The organism is Gallintestinimicrobium propionicum, from assembly GCF_025567525.1.
Classification (GTDB): Bacteria; Bacillota; Clostridia; order Lachnospirales; family Lachnospiraceae; genus Gallintestinimicrobium; species Gallintestinimicrobium propionicum.
On record NZ_JAOQJY010000004.1, the window covers coordinates 159,024 to 175,813 of the forward strand.

12 protein-coding genes are annotated in these 16,790 nt (G+C 51.3%); 2 read left to right on the top strand and 10 right to left on the bottom strand.

Annotated elements, in window-relative coordinates; translation table 11 throughout:
* Positions 1–3,807 (bottom strand): helicase-exonuclease AddAB subunit AddA, encoded by a 3,807-nt coding sequence (addA, locus tag OCV62_RS04755; protein WP_262585399.1) that lies wholly within the window; start codon positions 3,805–3,807, stop codon positions 1–3.
* A complete protein-coding gene (locus OCV62_RS04760) occupies positions 3,767–7,333 on the bottom strand; it encodes a PD-(D/E)XK nuclease family protein (RefSeq protein ID WP_262585400.1) in 3,567 nt (1,188 codons plus the stop codon). Before OCV62_RS04760 ends, addA begins: the two co-directional genes overlap by 41 nt.
* A 306-nt stretch (positions 7,334–7,639) precedes the next feature.
* Between OCV62_RS04760 and OCV62_RS04765 the strand changes: the two genes are divergently transcribed.
* Together OCV62_RS04765 and pseB are read left to right on the top strand one after the other, a co-directional pair.
* Positions 7,640–8,293, top strand: a complete 654-nt coding sequence (locus OCV62_RS04765) for an SGNH/GDSL hydrolase family protein (protein ID WP_262585401.1) — start codon at positions 7,640–7,642, stop codon at positions 8,291–8,293.
* Between the two features lie 93 nt (positions 8,294–8,386).
* The gene (gene pseB / locus OCV62_RS04770; RefSeq protein WP_021915876.1) at positions 8,387–9,382 is read left to right on the top strand and encodes a UDP-N-acetylglucosamine 4,6-dehydratase (inverting); all 996 of its coding nucleotides are present in this window, start codon (positions 8,387–8,389) and stop codon (positions 9,380–9,382) included.
* A gap of 184 nt (positions 9,383–9,566) precedes the next feature.
* Here pseB and prfA read toward each other — a convergent pair whose 3' ends face one another.
* From prfA to OCV62_RS04810, 8 genes are all read right to left on the bottom strand, one after another.
* Entirely contained in the window at positions 9,567–10,649 is a 1,083-nt protein-coding gene (gene prfA, locus OCV62_RS04775; RefSeq protein WP_117960700.1) for a peptide chain release factor 1, read from the bottom strand.
* A gap of 123 nt (positions 10,650–10,772) precedes the next feature.
* Positions 10,773–11,606, bottom strand: coding sequence for a peptide chain release factor N(5)-glutamine methyltransferase (gene prmC / locus OCV62_RS04780; protein WP_262585402.1), 834 nt, complete (start codon positions 11,604–11,606; stop codon positions 10,773–10,775).
* Positions 11,606–12,757: a DUF1385 domain-containing protein gene (locus OCV62_RS04785; protein WP_262585403.1), complete on the bottom strand. Its 1,152-nt coding sequence runs from the start codon at positions 12,755–12,757 to the stop codon at positions 11,606–11,608. The genes prmC and OCV62_RS04785 overlap by 1 nt, the downstream gene beginning before the upstream one ends.
* A 296-nt stretch (positions 12,758–13,053) precedes the next feature.
* Entirely contained in the window at positions 13,054–13,260 is a 207-nt protein-coding gene (rpmE, locus tag OCV62_RS04790) for a 50S ribosomal protein L31 (RefSeq protein WP_021914324.1), read from the bottom strand.
* Between the two features lie 165 nt (positions 13,261–13,425).
* Positions 13,426–13,842 carry a hypothetical protein gene (locus OCV62_RS04795; RefSeq protein ID WP_262585404.1) on the bottom strand — a complete coding sequence of 139 codons (417 nt, stop codon included), beginning with the start codon at positions 13,840–13,842 and terminating at the stop codon, positions 13,426–13,428.
* Between the two features lies 1 nt (position 13,843).
* A complete protein-coding gene (locus OCV62_RS04800; RefSeq protein WP_021914322.1) occupies positions 13,844–14,164 on the bottom strand; it encodes a helix-turn-helix domain-containing protein in 321 nt (106 codons plus the stop codon).
* Positions 14,165–14,218: 54 nt separating this feature from the next.
* Positions 14,219–15,307, bottom strand: coding sequence for a tetratricopeptide repeat protein (locus OCV62_RS04805; protein WP_262585405.1), 1,089 nt, complete (start codon positions 15,305–15,307; stop codon positions 14,219–14,221).
* Between the two features lie 134 nt (positions 15,308–15,441).
* Positions 15,442–16,719, bottom strand: a complete 1,278-nt coding sequence (locus OCV62_RS04810) for a M18 family aminopeptidase (protein ID WP_262585406.1) — start codon at positions 16,717–16,719, stop codon at positions 15,442–15,444.
* Positions 16,720–16,790: the final 71 nt, after the last annotated feature.

The following is a 16,790-nucleotide window of genomic DNA, read 5'->3' on the forward strand; positions in this document are numbered from 1 at the left end:
TTACAGTGTAATCTCCTGTTCCAGCCCGAACGAATAGATCAGCTTTTCCTTCACGCATTTTCCGGTCAGCCGCACAAGTGCTTCCTCATAATAGTCCAGCTGAACCCGGTAGCGCAAAATCAGCTCCTTCGGGTCTTTTACCAGATCGGTCTTATAATCTGCCAGCACGATGCCGTCCTCTTCCTCCAGATAAACATCGATAATTCCCTGGATCAGCACGGTTTCATCCTCCGGAAAGTCTGTATTTAAACGGTTTGCCGAAAGCCCCAGCACAAAGGGCTGCTCCCGGTGCAGTCTGTTGCTTTTGGCAGCCTTTGCCATGCGCGCTGCAAGAGGCGTCTGTAAAAATGCCCGGATCTTGTATACATTGATCGCAGCAGCATATTCCTCCGACAGCCTTCGGTCTGCTTTGCATTCTTCGATGACCGTACGGATTTTCGCCGCCGTCCAGGTCTCCTGCCGTTCAAAGGGGAAAATCTCCAGCAGTCTGTGGTACGCACTTCCCCGTGTCGTCCCGCTCACGGTTTCTTCCTGTTCCCTGACAAACTGCGGCAGATACGGCACGACCTCTTCCTCCGGGAACAGCGTAAGCCCTTCCGCAGCTTCCTCCTGCATGCCTTCTTTTTTCAGTTCGGAAACGGTTGTTTTGACAAAAAGTCCCGCCAGGTTTTCATGTGCATAGGGCTTCTGCAGGCGCTCGCACAGCGCAAGCTCTGCCGCCTCCGGCTCTTTTCCGGCTTCCTCAAAAAGCTTCTGCCTGCTGTTGTATCCCAAGGACGCACGCACAAGCTCTGCCTGCAGCAGTTCTTCCTGCGTACAGATCTGAAGCCGACGTCCGACGGACTGCCATGCCGGAAGCACCAGATCATAATAGGAAGACGCTTCCTGCAGCCGTAGCGCCGAATAGCCATACGCACCCTGTGCAGCATCCTCCTGGGGCAGCTTGTCTTCTTTACAGGTTCCGGTCAGAATCAGCTTTTCCTCCGCACGCGTCAGCGCAACATATAAAACTCTCAGTTCTTCTCCCATGCTGTCGGCATTTAATTTGCGCGCCAGCACATTTTTTTTCAGCGTCGTATGTCGGATCCGTGCTGTCGGATCCACCCAGTCGATCGCCAGTCCCAAATCCATATCCATCAGCACCGGAGCTGCGCTGTCCTGCCGGTTAAAGCGTTTCGACAGTCCCGACACAAAGCATACCGGAAATTCCAACCCCTTGCTCTTGTGAATGCTCATGATCCGCACGACATCCGCGTTTTCGTCCGACGCGCCCGTTTCGCCGTAATCTATGTCATATTTTTCCAGCTGTTCCATGTACCGGATAAAATGAAACAAACCGGAATAACTCGTCTTTTCAAAGCTTTCTGCCCGCGTCAGCAGCATTTCAACGTTGATTCTGCGCTGCACACCTCCCGGCAGCGCGCTGACCGTATACAGATAGCCCGTTTCCTCCAAAAACTGCTCCATCAGCTTGTGAATCGGCAGATAGACCGCGTACTCGCGGTAGCGGTTTAAAAAGGAAAGAAAGCTGCAGCATTTTTCGCGAAGGGAGGCATCGGCACCATTGCTTCCGCTGCCATATCCTACGCTGCCTTCAACACTTTCTCCTTCTCCCGCCGCCAGCTTCACGCAATCGTACAGGCAGCGTTTTCCCGTCTCATCCAGTGCGCGCAGCGTCGCCAGCTGCGCATCGCTGAATCCAAACAGCACCGATTTGAGTACGCCGAACAGTGGAATTTCCTGCAGCGGATTGTTCAGCACACGCAGGAAATTCAAAACCGTCTGCACCTCCGTCGCCGCAAAATACCCCGTCTTGGACGTCACAAAGACCGGAATGGCGTTTTCTTCCAGTATCTTTTTAAACGTCTCGTCCCAGCCGGATGTCGTCCGCAGTAAAATCACGATATCCTGATACCGCGCCGGGCGCAGCTGTCCGCTTTCGCTGTCCCGCACCGGGAGCTTTCCAACGATTTCGCGGATTTTTCCGGCGATCATTTTCGCTTCCAGCTCCTTCGGGTCTTCGCCCTTTTCGCCGGATATTGCAGCAATGCAAAGCTCCGGCTCGTAAGGGGAGCGGGCGATCGAGGCTTCGCAAGCCGTACTCACCGGCACAGCACTCCCCTGCTTTTCTTCTCCGCCGAGCGCTACGTCCTTTTCCCGCGCGTCCGCTGCTTCGCCATCTGCCTCCGGGAACTGCGCCGCCGGGTACAGCGCCGCATCCGCGTCGTATTCCACTCCGCCAAGCTCTCTGTGCATCAGCTGTAAAAACAGGTCGTTGACGCAGTCCGTCACCTCATGGCGGCTTCGAAAGTTCTGCTTTAAGTCCACACGGACGCAGCTTCCATCTTCTTTTTGATAGGTCGCAAATTTTTCCAAAAACAACTCCGGCCGTGCAAGACGGAATTTGTAAATGCTCTGCTTGACGTCACCTACCATAAACCGGTTAAATCGCCCGTCGTCCTCGCCGGAAATACTCTGTAAGAGAAATTCCTGCACGAGGTTGCTGTCCTGATACTCGTCGATCAGAATCTCTACGAACTGTTCCCGGTATTCCAGCGCCGTATCCGACGGCACCATCTGTCCGTTTTCCTCTTCCTTTAACAGAATCTGCAGTGCCAGATGCTCCATGTCCTCAAAGTCCAGCAGGTTCTTTTCCCGCTTTTTCTCCGTCAGTCTTTCTCCGAACAAAAGCGCCAGATCCACCAGCTCGCACAGCGCTGCGTCCGCCTGTCTGCATTCTGCAAGCCACTGCTTCGGACCGGATGCGAAATATTTTTCGGAAAGCGTCCCCAAAAGGCTTTTCACACGCTCCCGCATCGCCTTGACCAGCTCCCGCTTTTCTGCCGACACGCTGTCATCCTTTTTTGCTGCCATGCGGGCGTAGGAAATGCCCTGCACCCGCGCTGCAAGGGCTTCGAAAGCATCCTTCGCAACGGACGATTCCACTTCTGCAGGTGCCACAGACTGCTCTGGTTCTGATGCTGTCTGCACCACGCTCGCCAGCTCCTGTTCCAGCCCTGCGATCAGCTCCTGATCCTTTTCCAGCGCTACAGCGTAAAAATACGGCCCATCCGGCTCCTCGCACACCTTCAGCGCAGCTTTTTCCTGCTCTTTGCATTCCTGAAGCAGGGCTGAAATTTCCTGCATCATGCCTGCAAACCACTCTGTTTTTACAAGCTCCTCAAACGTCTCCACATGATAATCCATGCGGTGCTGCCGCAGCCATTTTTCCGGGAAAGGATAGCTTCCGGAAAAGGTATATAATCGTTCGATCAGCTCTTCCAGCCGTTTTTCCCGACCATCGTAGGCAAAATATTCCACGCAGTCGGTAAATTCCTGGCGTCCCAGCGCGAACTGCTCTTCCAGGAGCTCTGACAAAACCTCCTGCTTCAACAGGCGTATTTCGCCCTCGTCCGCCGTCCGAAAATCCGGGTCGAGACCGATATCGTTGAAATGATTTTTGATCAGATATAAACAAAAGCTGTGGATGGTCATGATCTTCGCATTGTGGATCAGCATCAGCTGCTTTTTTATATGCTCGTTGTCCGGCTCTGCCTCTACGCGGTCGGACAGTGCCTTCGTAATTCGCTCCCGCATCTGTGCTGCCGCCGCATTCGTAAACGTTACGATCAGTAACCGGTCAATATCCACTGCCCGCGCCGAATCGCATCCTGAACCGGAGACCAGCTCTACAATCCGCTCGACCAGCACCGCCGTTTTGCCGGAGCCTGCCGCCGCCGACACCAAAATATTACAGTTTCTCAGATCAATGACCCGCTGCTGATCCTCCGTGAACTTCATTCCCATCGGCGACCTCCTTTCTGATAAGCTCCATCGCTTCGTCTTCTTTCAGGTTTTCCAGCTCGCGCATTACAAACCCGTCGATCTTTTTGTCAAATCCGCACACTTTCTGGTACGCGCAGTATTCGCAGGCGTTTCTGTTGCCCTGCTCATACGGGTCCAATGCGATTTTTCCATCCAAAATCTGTCGTCCCGCCTGCCGGATTTTCTGCTCCACAAATGCCGATACCGCCTGAAAATCCGTCTCTTCCAAAACACTCGAACGCGCCGAAAAGCTGCCGTCCTTTTTCCGTTCCAGCGGCACCACATCCGAACGCCCTAAAAAGCCCTGATCCAGCCCCTCGACAACGTCCTCCCTGGCATTCACAATGCCGGTTGTCCGCAGGGCGCGCAGCACCTGCGCATTGACCTCCTCCGCCGAAGGCTCGCCCTCCGGCATCTCGATCATCGGATCCTGCACCCGATAATACAGCATCGCCGCCGGGACGATTTCTTTCTCCGGATGCTTTTTTCCGGCAATTTCCATCGCAGCATTCATGTATACAACAAGCTGCAGCTGCAGTCCGTAATACAGCGCTGCCAGCGAAAACTCCCTGCTGCCGGACTTATAATCCACGACCTTGACATAAACATGCTCCCGGTCTTCTTTCATATCCACACGGTCGATCCTGCCGCGCAGCCGCATTTTTTCCTGCTCAGAAAGCGCGATATTGACCGCATCCAACTCCTCCAGCACCGAAAACGAAACCTCGAACTTCTCCGGCACAAAGCTGCCTTTTTTGAGCTGATACTGCATGGCGCTTACCGTCCGTTTTAAAATCCGTTTGATCCGCTGCACGATATAGGCGTTTCTCGCGCTGTCAAACAGCACCGTGTGATGATACGTCACCGCATACGCGTCCACCGCCTCGTCCACCAGCCGCTCGCCCTCTTCCTCAGTAAAATCAAACCAGTTTTTGCCGATCTCCTTTAGTTTTTCCGCAAAAATTTCCAGCACGCCGTGGTAGAGATTTCCCATGTCCACCGCTTCAAACGCGAACTCTTCCTGCTCCTTTAACTTCATGCCATAGCGCAGAAAATGGGCATAAGCGCACGCTGCAAACTGCTCCAGACGGCTGACGCTTCCGGAAATCGTCTGCCCGTAAAGCGCTGCTGCCACCGCCTTTCCAAGGGACGGCTCCTGATAGGAAAAAAATGCCGTATCCGTCAGCTGTCCGCTCCACAGCCGGTACACATCCTGCCGCTGGTAAACCCGGTACAGCGTCAGAAACTCACGCTCCGCTGCCTCATCCAACAGCCCATCCGCATAGCTTCTAAGTCCATTCGCAAGATATTCCCGTCCATCCGAAAAAGACTGCACCTGTAAAAGCATGGGCTCCAGCTCCGGCTTTTCTGTCGGAATCGTCGGAAACAGCCGCTGCACCTGACCCACCAGAAAGCTCTTTCGCAGCGCCCTTCCTTCCAGATTCATCCGCGCCCAGGAAAGCACCAAAAGCTCGGATGGCTTTGTCATATTCAAATACAAATAAAACCGCTGAATGTACATCTGCTGCCGCGGCGACGGCGCAAGCTCCTGCCCGGAGCCGGTTAAAAATTCCCGATCGAGGTCGGAAATAATCCCTCCGTTTCCCGCGTTGCCCGGAATATTGCCGTCATTTACGCCTGCAAAAAAAAGCGCCTTCACCTGTTTTAAACGCGTCCGCTCCATATCCCCCGCCACCACGCGGTCCACATTCTGGGGAATCGTGCCAACCTGCAGCTCTTCAAATCCGGCTTCCAGAAGCTTTGCAAATTCCTCTGCCGTCGTCTCCTCTTCCCCGACCAGACTCACGATCTGATCGAGCAAATCCATCACCAGTCGGTAAATCTGCGCATACTCCCGCTCCCGCACCGGATCGCCCGCCTCTGCAAAGCGCTGCTCGAAGCTTTTTAGCTTCTGCTGGATTTTACTCTGTGCGATAAACTCATACAACCCCTGTGCGTACTCCTTCGTCGTTTTGTATTTTCCATACAACGGCGCAAGCCCCAAAACCAGCCGCTCCCGCAGCGCATTCAGCCGCGCCAGCTCAGCCTTTGCGTCCAGCATATTTTCCGTCGGATACACAAACAGCGTCTCCCATTTTTTCCGCCCACGGATACCCAACGCCCGTACATAAACCTCCAGCCGATCCGTTTCCTCCGGCGCAAAATCCGCCAGACCGCTGCGCAGATAGTGGAAAACTGATTCATAACTATAGTTCTTTACCCGTACCTGCAGTGCGCTTTTTATATACTCAATAAACGGATTCAGGGTGACGCCCCGCGTCTGATCCAGATAGACCGGAATGCCGAATGCCGCAAACTCCTGCTCGATGCAGCTTGCATATGAGGTGTAATCCCCGCAGATGACCGCGATATCCCGATAACAGTAATTCTGCTGCGTCACGAGCCGTCGGATTGCGATACAGATCTGACGCACCTCCTCCCGCAGTGTGGAGGCTTCCAGAAGACGAAGCTGCACGGGCGGCAGGCCAATCGCAGTGCTCTGCGCCGCGGACCGTTCCTGCCCGCCAGTCTCTGCACACTCCTGCACCACCATTCCGGCAGAAACGCTCTGCGTACTCACTTCTGCAGGCGCAGGCTTCCACACGCACACCGGATAGCGGAACAGGTATTTTTCCAGATGCTGCAGCATTCCTTTTTCCGAAAACCGCGGCGAACATTTCGGTGCAATTTCAACGACGTCCGCGATGGGAATTTCTACATCCCGTGCAAGCTTTGCAAGCGTCTGTATCGTCTTTTTGCTCATGGAAAAAAGCTCCTGCTCCCGGATTTCCTCCCATGGATTTTCCCCACTTCCGAGGGTAACTGTGACGATCACTTCTTTTGCCTGCTTCATCAGCTCTGCGATGACCCGGTTCTGTACCGGCGTAAAGCCCGTAAACCCGTCGAATACAATCACGCTGTCCTTCAACAGCTTCGACTGCGGCACATACGACGCCAGCACCTCCAGCGATTCCTCCGTCGTCAGATATTTTTCCCGGATGAACTGCTGAAAGCCCTCGTAAATTGTCCGCAGATCTTTTAATTTATAGTATAATTGTCCTCGTTTTTTTGAAAATTCTGTCAGCTGATCCAGCTCCTGCAGACCGATTCCGTACTGCATAAACTCCGAAATCGCAGACTTCACCTCATGGATATATCCCGTCTGTCCAAGCCTGCCGCCCAACACCGGAAGCTCCCCCCTCTGTCCCGCCGCCACACGCCGGATAATCAGGCTTTTTCCCGTATCGTCCAGCATCGGAAGCCGATTTGCGCCCATCTCCTCAAAAATGCGGTGCGTCAGACGTCCGAAGCTCAGGACGTCGATATTCATAATTCCTTTCCGGTCATGCAGACTGACCAGATCCTTCTGCGTCTGCATCGTAAACTGGTCGGGCACAAGGATAAAAAAACGCCCCTCCGGTTCTCTTTCGGAACGGGCGATAATCTGCTGATCGATATAGGTGCTTTTTCCGGAGCCGGACGCACCGGTGATAAACTGCAGAGACATCGTTTTTTCCTCTCATCATTAGACTGGGATTGTTGTAGTCAAGTAGTTACAGTTCACACGCGCCATTCGCAAAAGCGCATCTTCGATACTTTCCGCTGCTCACAAAGCCACGAGTGAACTGTAGTCAAGTATATCATACTTTCCGGCGGTTTGCGAATGCCTTGCAGAACTTCCCAGAAAAGACTATGATAACAGGGAAGATCGACTGCGGTCTGCTGATTTTTCGAAGCTGCAGTCAGCTACAGATTACAGCGTTCCAAAAACGTAGCTATACAAAACTGCATAAAAAAGGGGAGACAATTTATCATGGAATTAAAAGGTAAAAAGATTTATTTTTTAGGGGACAGCATCACAGAGGGGGTCGGCGCTTCTGATGCAGAGCACTGTTATATTTCCGTATTCGGGAAGCTTTCCGGCGCTATTGTAAAAAATTATGGCATCAGCGCAACCAGAATCGCCTGCCAGACCGAAAACCTGACGACAAAGGAGCCTGATCTTTCCTTTGTCAACCGCGTTGATTCGATGGATTCCGATGCGGACGTTGTCGTTGTTTTCGGCGGAACCAACGATTTCGGACACGGGGACGCAAAGCTCGGCACGTTTGAATCCCGCGATCCTTACACCTTTTACGGCGCAATGCACGTTTTGTGTGAAAAGCTCATCAACCGCTTTCCAAATGCAGACATCCTGTTCATGACGCCACTGCACCGCTGCAGCGAAGATGAGGTGTCAAAAGAAAACGGTCTGCCGGAGGAAACAAACCTCGCCGGATATGTTTCCATCATCCGCGAAGTTGCTGAATTTTACGGACTTCCGGTTCTCGATCTTTTCTCCACAAGCGGTTTACAGCCCAAGGTCGATATCATCAAGGAAACCTATATGCCCGACGGACTGCATCCCTCCGATGCAGGTGCACTGCGGATCGCACTGCGGCTCATGGGATTTTTGCAGACGCTGTAATAAAAAAGATGATGCAATTGCGCTCACTTTATGTTATGATAATAAGGATTGAATGATTGGCTTATCCTGCCAATTCAGCGGAGGAATGTATATATGTTATTAGATGGTAAAACAATTCTGATCACAGGTGGTACCGGCTCTTTCGGCAAATGCTTTACCCGTTATGTCATGGAGCACTCCAACCCCAAAAAGGTGATCATTTATTCCAGAGACGAATTTAAACAGTGGATGATGGAAAATGAATTCAAGGAATATGCAGACAAGCTTCGCTTCTTCATCGGCGACGTCAGAGATCAGGAGCGTCTGCGCCGCGCATTTGAAGGTGTTGATTATGTCATCCATGCAGCAGCCTTAAAGCAGGTTCCCGCCTGTGAATATAACCCGAACGAAGCGATCAAGACCAACATTCACGGCGCGATGAACATCATCGAGGCAGCCCTGGACACCAATGTAAAAAAGGTCGTTGCACTTTCCACCGACAAAGCGGTAAACCCGGTCAACCTTTACGGCGGCACAAAGCTCGTCAGCGACAAGCTGTTTATCGCAGCGAATGCCTATGTCGGCAATAAGGACATCAACTTCTCGATCGTTCGCTACGGCAACGTTGCAGGAAGCCGCGGTTCGATTATCCCGTTTTTCCGCAAGCTCATCGCAGACGGGCAGACAGAGCTTCCGATCACCGACCTGCGCATGACCCGTTTCTGGATCAGCCTGGAGCAGGGCGTGCAACTGGTGATTAAAGCCCTCGAAGAAGCAAAAGGCGGCGAAACCTTTATCAGCAAAATCCCTTCCTTTAAAATTACCGACCTCGCAGAAGCGATGCTTCCCGGCTGCGGAATCAAGGAAATCGGTATCCGCCCCGGCGAAAAGCTGCATGAAATCATGGTAACAACTGAGGATTCTTTTACGACCTACGAATACGAAAAGCACTTCATCGTATATCCCCAGATGACCTGGAACAACAAACAGCAGCCTGACATGAGCGGTCACAAGGTAGCCGAAGGCTTCTCCTACAGCTCCGACAATAATACGGAATGGCTGTCCGTAGAACAAATCCGCGAGCTGTTAAAGACTGTTAAAACTGTATAAAACAATAGAATGCACGCTCTGCGAGCATTCTATTGTCATGAATAAAAAACCCGCTTCTGCACCTTTGGACAATAAATCCCGGGTGCGGGAGCGGTTTTTTTATTCTCTATTTAAATACCCTGCTGATCAGGCAATCACGTTCTGATTCATCTTTGCAAGTTTTGCTGCCTGGATCGCATGCCGATCAGGCAATCGCATTTTGATTCATCTTTGCAAGTTTTGCTGCCTGATCGGCTGCAGTCAGGTTATCGATCAGCTCCTGGATGTCGCCGTCCATGATCGCATCGATTTTGTACAGTGTCAGCTTGATTCTGTGATCCGTCACACGTCCCTGAGGGAAGTTGTAGGTACGGATTTTCTCAGAACGGTCGCCGGTTCCTACCTGGCTGCGGCGCAGCTCGGCTTCCTCGTCGTGGCGCTTCTGCTGTTCCAAATCATACAGCTTTGCACGCAGCACCTTCAACGCCTTGTCTTTATTTTTCAGCTGGCTCTTTTCATCCTGGCAGGAAATTACGATTCCGGTCGGGATGTGGGTCAGACGTACTGCAGAGTCCGTCGTGTTGACGCACTGACCACCGTTTCCGGATGCACGGAATACATCGAATTTACAGTCGTTCATATCGATCTGCACGTCGAAATCCTCTACCTCCGGCATAATCGCAACCGTGATCGTCGAGGTGTGGATTCTGCCGCCGCTCTCCGTCTCCGGCACACGCTGCACGCGATGCACACCGCTCTCATATTTGAGCCTCGAATACGCACCCTGACCGGAAATCATGAAGCTGACATATTTCATGCCTCCGATGCCGATTTCTTCCACGTCCATCGTCTCCACCCGCCAACGCTGACGCTCTGCATAGCGCACATACATCCGATAAATTTCCGCTGCAAACAGCGCCGCCTCGTCGCCGCCCGCACCCGCACGGATTTCCACGATAACGTTTTTCTCATCGTTGGGGTCCTTGGGAAGCAGCAGGATTTTCAGCTCCTCCTCCAGCTCCGAAACACGGGTCTTTGCGCTGTTTAACTCCTCTTTTAACATTTCGCGCATATCCGGATCATTTTCCTCGTCCAGCATCATCAGGCTGTCTTCGATATCCTGATTGCACTTCTTATATTCCCGATACGCCTCGACGATCGGAGTCAGATCACTCTGCTCCTTCATCAGGGCACGGAAGCGTTCCTGATTGGCTGTGACATCAGGCTCATTTAATTCGCCCATAATCTCTTCAAACCGAATCAGCAAATCCTCCAGTTTATCAAACATCTGATTTTCTCCATTCTATCTGTCAAAACAGTTACAGTTCACTGCATCATTCGCAGCTTCGTGTTCACAGATTCTCATGCGAGCATGGAATCTGTGAACGCGAAGCCACGAGTGAACTGTAACTTACCACAACGTTCCAAATACGACTCTGTCCAGTCCGGCAAAATCCTGCACGCACTCCACTTCCCGGTAGCCTGCCTGCTCCATCAGTCGCTGCACAGCTTCTCCCTGATCATAACCGATCTCAAAAAACAGCTGCCCGCCGCCGCAGAGATGCTCCTTTGCGCCCTGTATGATTTTCCGGTAAAAATCCAGTCCGTCTGCACCGCCATCCAGCGCCTGCATCGGCTCATGCTCCCGCACCTCTTCCATCAGCGTCGGAATCACATCGGAGCAGATATAAGGCGGATTGGATACAATAATCTCAAACTTTCCCTCGACCGGCGCAAACAGATCGCCCTGCACAAACAACGCACTGTTTTCTCCCAGCTGCTCTGCATTTTTTCGCGCCACTTCCAACGCTTCCTCCGACAGGTCGGCGCCGACGCCGCTGCAATCGTTGGAATAGTGTAAAAGGCTCAGTAAAATACAGCCGGAACCCGTACAAAGATCCAGAATCCGAAATCCGTCATGAAGGTTTTTCATCACTTCTTCCACCAGAACTTCCGTATCCTGACGAGGAATCAATACATGTTCATTGACTGAAAAAGTCAGTCCCATAAACTCCTGCTCTCCGGTCAGCTGCTGCAGCGGGATATGCTCTGCGCGTTTTGCAAGCAGCTGCTCATACGCCTGCTGCTCTGTCTCTGCAACCTCGCGGTCGCCGTGCACCAGCAGATCATTACGGCTCGTATGGCAGACATATTCCAGCAACAGCCGCGCATCGAGATCGGCTTCCGGGATGCCTGCTGCCGCCAGCTTTTCTTTTCCAAGAACATAAAGGCTACGGTACTCCATCACTGCTCCCTACTTTCTTCCGCAGCTGCTTTACCTGCCTCCATACCTTCAGCCGCTTCTGCGTCCTCTGCTTCCTGCGCTTTTGCCGCCGCATCCTGCTTTTCCCAGTCCTCCACGTCGTATCCGAACGTCTCTTTCAGATACGCCTTCCAGTCAAATACCGCTTCCACAGAGGCGATCGCAACCTCGATCATCGAATCGTCCGGCTCTTTGGTTGTCAGCCTCTGCAGCCACATGCCAGGCGCAGAAATGATCCGAACGAGGAAATTGTCGCTGCGTCCAGCCAGACGAATCAGCTCATAGGAAATTCCGGCGATCACAGGAATCAAAAGAATCCGCAATCCAAGTCTCAACAGCGGGTTCTGTACCCGGATAAACAAAAACAGCACGATGCTCACCAGCATGACAAACAACAAAAAGCTCGTTCCGCAGCGCTTGTGCAGTCTGGAGCTTTTGCGGACATTTTTCACCGTCAGCTCTCTGCCGCGCTCGATGCAGTTGATACATTTATGCTCCGCGCCGTGATACATATATACGCGCCGGATATCCTTCATCGCAGAAATTCCTGCTATATATGCAACGAAAATCACGATACGCAGCACGCCTTCCACAATCGCCAGCAGCGACTCATTCAGCACATAGTGGGAAAACAGCATGCTCAGAAAATACGGCAGCACGATAAAAATTGCAACTGCCATCAGAATCGACAGCGCAACCGTTCCGCCGACTGCAATGCTTTCTGCCGCGCCGGATTTTTTCTCTTTCGTATCCGTCGCATCCGCTTTCCCATCCACGTTTTCTGTGACTGCATCCGAAACCGTTTCCTTCTGCTCCGGCTTTTTGGCCTTTTTCTTCTGGTCGGCTATATTCTTCTCCGGCTCGTCTTCTTCAAAAAACTGCGCCGACCAGGTCAGTGTGCTCATGCCAAGCACCAGCGAGTCTATAAAATTAAATACACCGCGTAAAAAAGGAATCTTCGTGATCTTCTTATCGCCCCAGATTCCTTTATAATCTTCTTTTTTCAGCTCAATTTTGCCATCCGGTCTGCGCACTGCAACCGCATAGCTGTCCTGATTTTTCATCATGACACCTTCCAGAACCGCCTGCCCGCCGATTCCGCAATAGCATCTTTTTTTTCTCTTTTTTCCCATAATTGTAGTCCTTATTAAAAAGAATTCTGCACACTAAACAATAGAATGCACGCTCTGCGAGCATTCTATTGTCATGAATAAGAATGTGCCTTGGCACATTCTCGCGCACTGCGGCGGGTCGCGTAAGCGACATTCTACCATTCCGCCGCAGTGCGATCCTCGCGGAGCGTTTTTATCGTATAGAAACGAAGTTTCCTATACGATAAAAAGGAATAGAATGCTCGCAAAGCGCGCATTCTATTGTCACAATTAAATTAAGGTTGAGATTTATAAAAACCTCAACCTTACCCAATTTCTTATTTGCTTGCCACACCATACTTGCGGTTGAACTTATCGATACGTCCGCGAGCCTGTGCTGCCTTCTGCTGGCCAGTGTAGAAAGAATGGCACTTAGAGCAAACTTCAACGTGAAGTTCGGGCTTGGTAGAGCCGGTTACGAATGTGTTGCCACAGTTACAGGTTACAGTTGCCTGGTAGTAGTTAGGATGGATTCCTGCTTTCATTTCCTTTCACCTCGTCTTATATTGATTGGTTATCTGTACTTGTTCTCATCCGCGAGGCCTTTCGGCCACTGCCTGTAATATTCTACGGACAGCTTATTCATAATATCATAGGAGTGTGCGCAATGCAAGACTTTTTGCGGATTTTAAAAAATTTCCTGTCGGCTCTCAATACTCCTTTTTTTTCGTATCTTTCTGCGCTGCCTCGATCAGCCCAAATTTCAGAAAAATCCCGTAAATATAAGATATGCCGCGGATATCTCCCAGTGCTTTCGGCCGTGTCACAACCGGCTTTCCTTCCGTCTTTTCAAATGCCAGCCGCACCGAGCTCCACGCCAGGCTTTTGCTGTTTTCCCGCCGGTCAATCCAGAGCTCCTTCGTCAGCTCGCCGTTTCGTCCGGTTTTCAGTTGATAGGAAAACGGCAGTCCGGAAATCGTCTGAAACGGATATCCCTCAAATGCAACAATGCAGTCCCAGAGATGCTGCTCGTCGTGGTTTTCGTGGAGGACAGTCAATAGCTCCGCGTGCGGAAGTTCCTCAATATCCCTATGCAGACCGGCGATTGGTTGAGTCTCTTCCCCCATTTTATTCCTCCGCCCCGTCGCAAAGCTTTAACTCGATATGTTTTCCCAACGCGGAGGCATATTTCTGCAAAACAACCAGCGTCGGAACTCTTTTTCCACTCTCCAGCCGCGCCAGATTCGAAGGCAAAATTCCTGTGATGTCCGCCACATCCTGCTGGGTCATCCCCTGCCGCCGTCTCTCTTCCACCAGCTGCCGGATCAACTCACAGGACTGCTCCAACGTCCTTTTCTGAATGTCTTCCGAATAAGCGGACAGACGCTTTTCCCGCACTTCTTTTTCTTTTTCGTAATTCGTTCGATTATCCCGAAAATCGTAGGGCATTGACATTCTCCTTCTCCTGTAAATTCCGGTACAGCCTGGCGCAGATTTGCAGTCCTACAGTATATTCACAAGCCACGGATCGACATCTGTAAGGGCACAATACAGCCAGGGATCCTCTTTGATTTCTTCTGCAAAGTCTCTTGCCAGCAAATATGCCTCCATCTCTGCTCCAAAAATGACTCCCATCATCTCTGCATTCCGCAGAGCGTCTTCCTTCTTTTGCTGCGCGTACAAAGCAGCTTCCCTTGCGTGCTCTTCTTCTGCCTTTTCTATTTCCGCGTCAATCCGCTTTTTCTTTTCCGCGTAATGTTTCAGATCCTCCAGGAAATCCAGATATACATAGAGCTCCTTCTGCACTTCATACATCTGATTTACTTCTTTATCATTTTTCTCCGGCTGTCTGGAAATACATTTTTGCCAGAAAATTGCCTTTCCCGTTTCCAAAATAGCCTCTCTGCATGCCTCGATGCGGGATTTATACGTTTCCGGCTGCTGTTCTGATTGAAGATCACTGATCGCTTCTTTTTTCAGCTTTTCTGCATACAGCATATGGATCCGAGGCAAATCCTTCAGCGGACTGTGTTCTCCATTCCATACCAGCCGATCCATCCAGAACAGCTGCTCAAACAGCGCATCCTCTTTATCATACAATAATGCCAGTTTTAGCATTGCAGGAATATATTGCCGATTTGCCGCAATTTCATAATATTTGCAGGCAACCTCCGGATGGTTCTTTTCCATCAGCGCTCCCATACAATAGCAGGCTTCCGGATGCTCCTGCTGAGCTGCCTGTTTCAGCCAGCTCAATACCTGTTTGAATTCTTCCTCGGACAGGTTCCCGTTTGCCTGCTGCGCTGTCCATATTGCAAGCCGATAGCAGGCTTCCGCATTTCCTACATTCGCTGCTTTTTGATATGCAGCAATCGCTTCTTCTGTATTTCCTTTCTGCATGGCGTCCGCTCCCTGACGATACAATGCAAATGCACTGCCACGCTGCTTGCCCAGTTCTAAAATGCGGGCTGCCAGCGCCTTATCCTGTGCCAGGAACCAGTCGTACTCCACCAGATTGTCTTCAATATAATCCTGATTGACTGCACGTCGGATCCATTCCGCTGCAATGAATGGATTTTGTGTCTTTGTCATACCCTTTATCCAGAAATACCCACACAAAAATTCTGCAGGTGCATAGCTTCCAAACGCTGCCTTTTGTTTGAAGCGAATTTTTCCCGGGGTCAGGTACCAACACTCCGATTTCGTCCTCTCGTGTCAAAGGAAACTCACACAAATAAATGCTCTGCCAGCTGTGCCAGTGCTTCGGTATCCTTCACCCCCGCTGTCTCGAATGCAGAATGCATGGCCAACTGTGCCAGTCCCACATCCGCAGAGGGAATGGAGACATGGGCAGTAGAAATGTTTCCAAGCGTGGAGCCGCCTGCGATATCCGAACGGTTTGCAAAGGTCTGCAGCGGGATCTCCCAGGTATTACAGATCTGGCGGACAATTGCTGCAGAATAACCGTCTGTTGTATATTTCTGACTGCCGTTATATTTGAGCACAACGCCACCGTTTAAGTACGGACGGTTAGTCGGATCGGTCTTCTCCGGATGGTTCGGATGCACCGCATGTCCGTTGTCCGCGGACAAAAGAAAGCTGTTCTGATAAAAGCTACGCTTCCAGAGCCTGTTTTTATCCGGATAGACATTTTCCAGAACAATTTCCAGAAACTCCTCCAAAAACGTGGAATCTGCGCCCTGCTTCGTTCCGCTTCCAACTTCTTCATTGTCAAACAGCGCATACACACTGATAGATTCTTCCGGCTTCGATGCCAGAAATCCGCGCAGCGTCGCATAAGCACATTGCAGATCGTCCAGACGCGGAGAGCCGATCAGGGAATCGTCCGCTCCCATGATGCGCCCTTTATCCCGGTTATACACATACAGATCACTGCCAAGAATCTCCTCTTCCGCCACGTCTGCCGCTTCTGCGCACAGCCTTTTGATCGAAAGCTCCTGATCCAGCCCCATCAGTGGTGCCATGTCTGTCTGCGGATTGTATGCAAAGCCATTGTTGATTTCCCGGTTAAAATGAATCGCTACATTGGGAATTATCAACAGGTCTTTTTTCAGATTGACGAGCTTTGCTTCCGGCTTTCCATCTTTTCCGGCCACAAACACACGACCGGCAACGGAAAGCGGGCGATCCAGCCACGGGCTTAAAATCATGCCGCCGTATTTTTCCACATTCAGCTTCACATAGGTGTTTTCCACCTTCATCTCCGGCACTTCCTTGATTTTAAAGCACGGAGAATCGCTGTGGCTTGCTGCAATCCGGAAACCCTTGGCAGGATTTTCGGGGATTTTCACCGCCAGCACTGCAGAACCGTTCTGCATCGTATAATAGCTTCCGCCCGGCACGAGCGCTCCCTCCGCCAGATTTTCCAGCTTTTCAAAGCCGTTTTCCAAAAGCAGCGCTTCTACGTTTGCCGCCGCATGGAATGCCGTCGGGCTCTCCTCGATAAATTGAAGCATCGCTTCGGTTATGCTTTGGTTTTTCATAATGTACCTCTCCTGATTTCCTATTTTAGTCGCCGCAGCCCCGGCGTTATGTTAGTTGCCGTAAACTCAGA

Bases quoted from the DNA above. Each gene is read 5' to 3' on its own strand.
- addA (WP_262585399.1), bottom strand. From the start codon at position 3,807: ATGGGAATGAAGTTCACGGAGGATCAGCAGCGGGTCATTGATCTGAGA.
- OCV62_RS04760 (WP_262585400.1), bottom strand. From the start codon at position 7,333: ATGTCTCTGCAGTTTATCACCGGTGCGTCCGGCTCCGGAAAAAGCACC.
- OCV62_RS04765 (WP_262585401.1), top strand. From the start codon at position 7,640: ATGGAATTAAAAGGTAAAAAGATTTATTTTTTAGGGGACAGCATCACA.
- pseB (WP_021915876.1), top strand. From the start codon at position 8,387: ATGTTATTAGATGGTAAAACAATTCTGATCACAGGTGGTACCGGCTCT.
- prfA (WP_117960700.1), bottom strand. From the start codon at position 10,649: ATGTTTGATAAACTGGAGGATTTGCTGATTCGGTTTGAAGAGATTATG.
- prmC (WP_262585402.1), bottom strand. From the start codon at position 11,606: ATGGAGTACCGTAGCCTTTATGTTCTTGGAAAAGAAAAGCTGGCGGCA.
- OCV62_RS04785 (WP_262585403.1), bottom strand. From the start codon at position 12,757: ATGGGAAAAAAGAGAAAAAAAAGATGCTATTGCGGAATCGGCGGGCAG.
- rpmE (WP_021914324.1), bottom strand. From the start codon at position 13,260: ATGAAAGCAGGAATCCATCCTAACTACTACCAGGCAACTGTAACCTGT.
- OCV62_RS04795 (WP_262585404.1), bottom strand. From the start codon at position 13,842: ATGGGGGAAGAGACTCAACCAATCGCCGGTCTGCATAGGGATATTGAG.
- OCV62_RS04800 (WP_021914322.1), bottom strand. From the start codon at position 14,164: ATGCCCTACGATTTTCGGGATAATCGAACGAATTACGAAAAAGAAAAA.
- OCV62_RS04805 (WP_262585405.1), bottom strand. From the start codon at position 15,307: ATGACAAAGACACAAAATCCATTCATTGCAGCGGAATGGATCCGACGT.
- OCV62_RS04810 (WP_262585406.1), bottom strand. From the start codon at position 16,719: ATGAAAAACCAAAGCATAACCGAAGCGATGCTTCAATTTATCGAGGAG.